We start from the raw sequence: 3,507 nt of genomic DNA, 5'->3' as shown, positions 1-3,507 counted from the left end.
GGCATTCCGCCTGAGGAACAAGGCCGCATTTTTGATCGGTTCTACAGAGTAGATAAAAACAGATCCAGGCAAATGGGAGGAACCGGTCTTGGTCTGTCGATTGCCAAGTGGATCGCAGAAGCCCATCATGGAACGATTCAAGTTTCCAGCATACCGGAAAAAGGGAGCACTTTTACCGTTATGATGCCGATTGTGCGCCAAAAAGCGTAACGCTATCCGTTGCGCTTTTTCTTTTTTCGCTGCCTCCTTGGTTTTCACCATTCTTTCACCATTCCCTCCTATAATCAAATCTGTCGAAAGGACAAGCCAAAGGAGGAAAGATAATGAAAACAAAAGCATGGAAAGTCGTACTATGGATGCTGGCAGCCCTCTTTATTCTGCTTGCTATCCAATGGGTTATGGGAATGCCGGGGGGACCGGACATGCATGCAGCGCATCATGGTCCTCCATCATTCCATCCCGGTTATGGGCATGGACGTCCCCATTTTATGTCTGAACACCACCCGGCGGGCATGTTCTATTTCATTGGCACTGCTTTATCCCTTGTTTTCTGGTTGGCGCTCATCGCTGTCATAATCGGATGGCTGCTGAAAAAAAGAGGCACACGCCATTTCAATCATGCAATCATAGAAGCGCCGGTTTCTTTTTACAGCTATACCACCAATCCCCATCAGCTAGATCTCTTAGATGAGTGGGAAAAAAAGCAAGCAAACCAAACAAATCATAAGGAGGAACAATAACATGGGAATTTTTAAACGTATCAAGGACATTACCACGGCTGAAATAAACGGGCTGCTCGATCAGATAGAAGACCCGATTACCATGCTGAACCACTATGTGCGGGAGATGGAGGCGGGAATTGCCAAAGGACAGCAGGCTCTTTCAAACCAAATTTTCCTCGAAAAGAAACAGTTGGCACTTATACTAAACACAGAGAAAATGATAGCCAAAAGGACGCGCCAGGCGAAACTGGCTGTGGATCAGGAGGAAGAAGCCATCGCAAAGCTGGCCTTGCAGGAAAAACTGAGCCTGGAGAAAAAAGTAACACTGTATAAAGAACAGTATGAAACGATTAAAAACCAGACAGGCGCGCTATGCGAAAAGCTGAATCAACTCAAGAAGACATATAATGAATTGCAGCACAAAAGGCTCCTTTTACTCTCCAGGCTCAACGTAGCTCAATCGATGAAGCAGATGCACAATACATCCGTTTTCTTGCGTACAGAAACCATAACGAAAGGGGTGGCTCGTGCAGAAGAACGAATTTTGATGACGGAGGCTGAGGTCGAGGCAAACAGTAGACTACTCCAGGATTCGCAAATCATTTCTTCCTATATGAGGGACGCTGCTCTTGAAGAAGAAGTACAGAAGGAATTAGAGAAACTAAAGAAAACCCGGAAGGAAACAGCATAACAATGCTTCATAAGAGACAGAGGTATCCCTCTATGTCTCTTTTTTCTTGTTTTTTGTCATCCACGTAGCTACGGCTCAAAAGCACAAGTTCGATTCGACTGTATTCTTACTAGCGTATCAAAACTAATTTCATTCGAACCTTCCGCACCTATTTTTAATCCAATCGGCAGGTTCTTCTGCGGGGGCCGAGTGGACTGAGATAGCGGAGAGGACGGTGAGAAATTTAGCCTATTTTTCACTAATATAAAACGATATTTACTATTTTGCAATATATGTTATAATAGCAACGTATCTTCATTAAATTAAACTGAATATTTTAAATAGTTTGATTAGAAAGGGGTTGTTGGCCATCAATCTCGTCTATCTGGAAACTTTTCTGGCTGTCTATACGTATGGAAATTTCACCGAAGCAGCAAAGCACCTATATGTGCCCCAACCTACGGTCACAAACAGGATTCAGCATTTAGAAGATGAATTAGGCCAACCGTTATTTGTAAGGGGAAAAGCAGGGAAGCGAAATGTGCAGTTAACGAGCGCCGGAGACGTATTTCTTCCGTATGTCAAACAGGTGCTGAACTCCCTGGATACAGCCAAAAAGCAGATCGTGGCTTGCAGTCAGAAAAATCTTGTCAAAATCGGCAGTTCCATTCCTTTTACCCATCCGTTTATCGTAGACAAAATCAAGAAGCTCTACACCCTCGATAGTGAAATAAACATCGAACTGTCATTTATCAAAACCTCGAATCTCAACCACTGTTTAATCGATAACACCATTGATCTGGCATTTAGCATCGGAACTTGTACGGAAGAAACCTTTACAAGCCATATTCTTGGTTCCGAAGAATTTCAACTTGTACTCTCACCGGACCATCCACTCGCCAGTCATTCACACATCGAAGACTTTACATCCATCCAAACCGAGAGCTTAATATGTTACGAGCCTTATATAAAATACTTGGAAAAGAACATATTGGCCAATTATCCGTTCAAAAAAAAGCTATTCTCAAACCAGTTGGGCATTATCGCAAACCTGCTGAAGCAAAATTACGGGATTGCCTTCCTTCCGCCTCTGTTGTTAGCGGGCGACATCAAAAACGGATCTCTGGTTGCTCTTCCCGTCAAAGGCGAGATTGTGCCGGAGGAGATTCATTACTCGTTTATCTATAAGGAAAATCATCCCATCTATAAAAATATTTTGTGTACGCACTAGCAAAATAATAGAGCCGGATTTCCTATAACAGATAGACATCCGGCTCTATTATATTTATTATCTGTTAGTTACATATCCGCTCTGAAATCTAACTAACTCTGACTGGACGCTCCAGCCTCTACAGCGGACACCCCTTCGTCAATCAATAACTTTCCTTCGTCAATCACACATTCCTCATCGATCCACACGGTGGGAGACAGAAGTAATCCATCCAGGTGAATGGAACTTTCTACCGTTCCGCCGATAACATGGCTGTCTCCGACCGCGATGTGCACCGTGCCCCATGCTTTCTTATCTTCTGCCATATTGCCGATCAGCCGCGCGTTCGGATTGGTGCCGATAGCAAACTCGGCAATATTGCGTGCTCCTTCATCCGCCTCCTCTATCATTTTCTGCAGCTTATCCGCCGATTTACCGCCTTCGATGCTGATGATCCGACCCTTATGAACTTCCATACGGATTGGCGCATCCAATATGCCAATACCGTCCATTGTATGGTCGATAACCAGCGTACCTTCCGCCGTCCCTTCGAGCGGTGCAATCGCAGCTTCTCCGTCAGGCATAGCCGCGAACGTGCCCGGCCCTTTCACAAGACCGGTTAACATCAGTCCGGTTCTCCCTTCTACGCTCAATGTAAGATTCGTTCCCGACGGGGAGACAATACGCACGTTTTTTCCTTTCGTCATTTTCTGTCTCACCACTTCCGATAAGGCATCAATTTTTTGATAATCCGCGCCAACCGCGCCGTACAGCATGAGCTCCTTTGTAACGCCCCGCATGACCAGCACGCGCGCTCCCGCCTGCAGCGCTTCTTTCGTTGCATTCGTATGCGTAATCGCATACGTAATCGGCTGCAGCACGACATCGGCTGCCTTCATCGCCGC

At 45.4% G+C, this 3,507-nt stretch carries 5 protein-coding genes; 4 read left to right on the top strand and 1 reads right to left on the bottom strand.

The window, feature by feature from the left end:
* From B2899_RS13680 to B2899_RS13665, 4 genes are all read left to right on the top strand, one after another.
* On the top strand, positions 1-210 hold a 210-nt coding region (locus B2899_RS13680; protein ID WP_286886552.1), incomplete at its 5' end, for a sensor histidine kinase.
* Between the two features lie 113 nt (positions 211-323).
* Positions 324-740, top strand: a complete 417-nt coding sequence (locus B2899_RS13675) for a hypothetical protein (protein ID WP_286886550.1) — start codon at positions 324-326, stop codon at positions 738-740.
* Position 741: 1 nt separating this feature from the next.
* On the top strand, positions 742-1,413 hold the full coding sequence (locus B2899_RS13670; protein WP_286886547.1) for a PspA/IM30 family protein: 672 nt from the start codon (positions 742-744) through the stop codon (positions 1,411-1,413).
* A 343-nt stretch (positions 1,414-1,756) separates the two neighbouring features.
* Entirely contained in the window at positions 1,757-2,623 is an 867-nt protein-coding gene (locus tag B2899_RS13665) for a LysR family transcriptional regulator (RefSeq protein WP_286886546.1), read from the top strand.
* Between the two features lie 92 nt (positions 2,624-2,715).
* Here B2899_RS13665 and B2899_RS13660 read toward each other — a convergent pair.
* The coding region (locus B2899_RS13660; RefSeq protein WP_286886544.1) for an aminopeptidase at positions 2,716-3,507 on the bottom strand (792 nt) is incomplete at its 5' end.

The sequence above is a fragment of the Aneurinibacillus sp. UBA3580 genome (genome assembly GCF_002375825.1).
In the GTDB taxonomy this organism is placed as follows: domain Bacteria; phylum Bacillota; class Bacilli; order Aneurinibacillales; family Aneurinibacillaceae; genus Aneurinibacillus; species Aneurinibacillus danicus.
The sequence above is the reverse complement of the archived record's forward strand: the minus strand, read 5'-3'. Positions and strand labels throughout refer to the sequence as shown.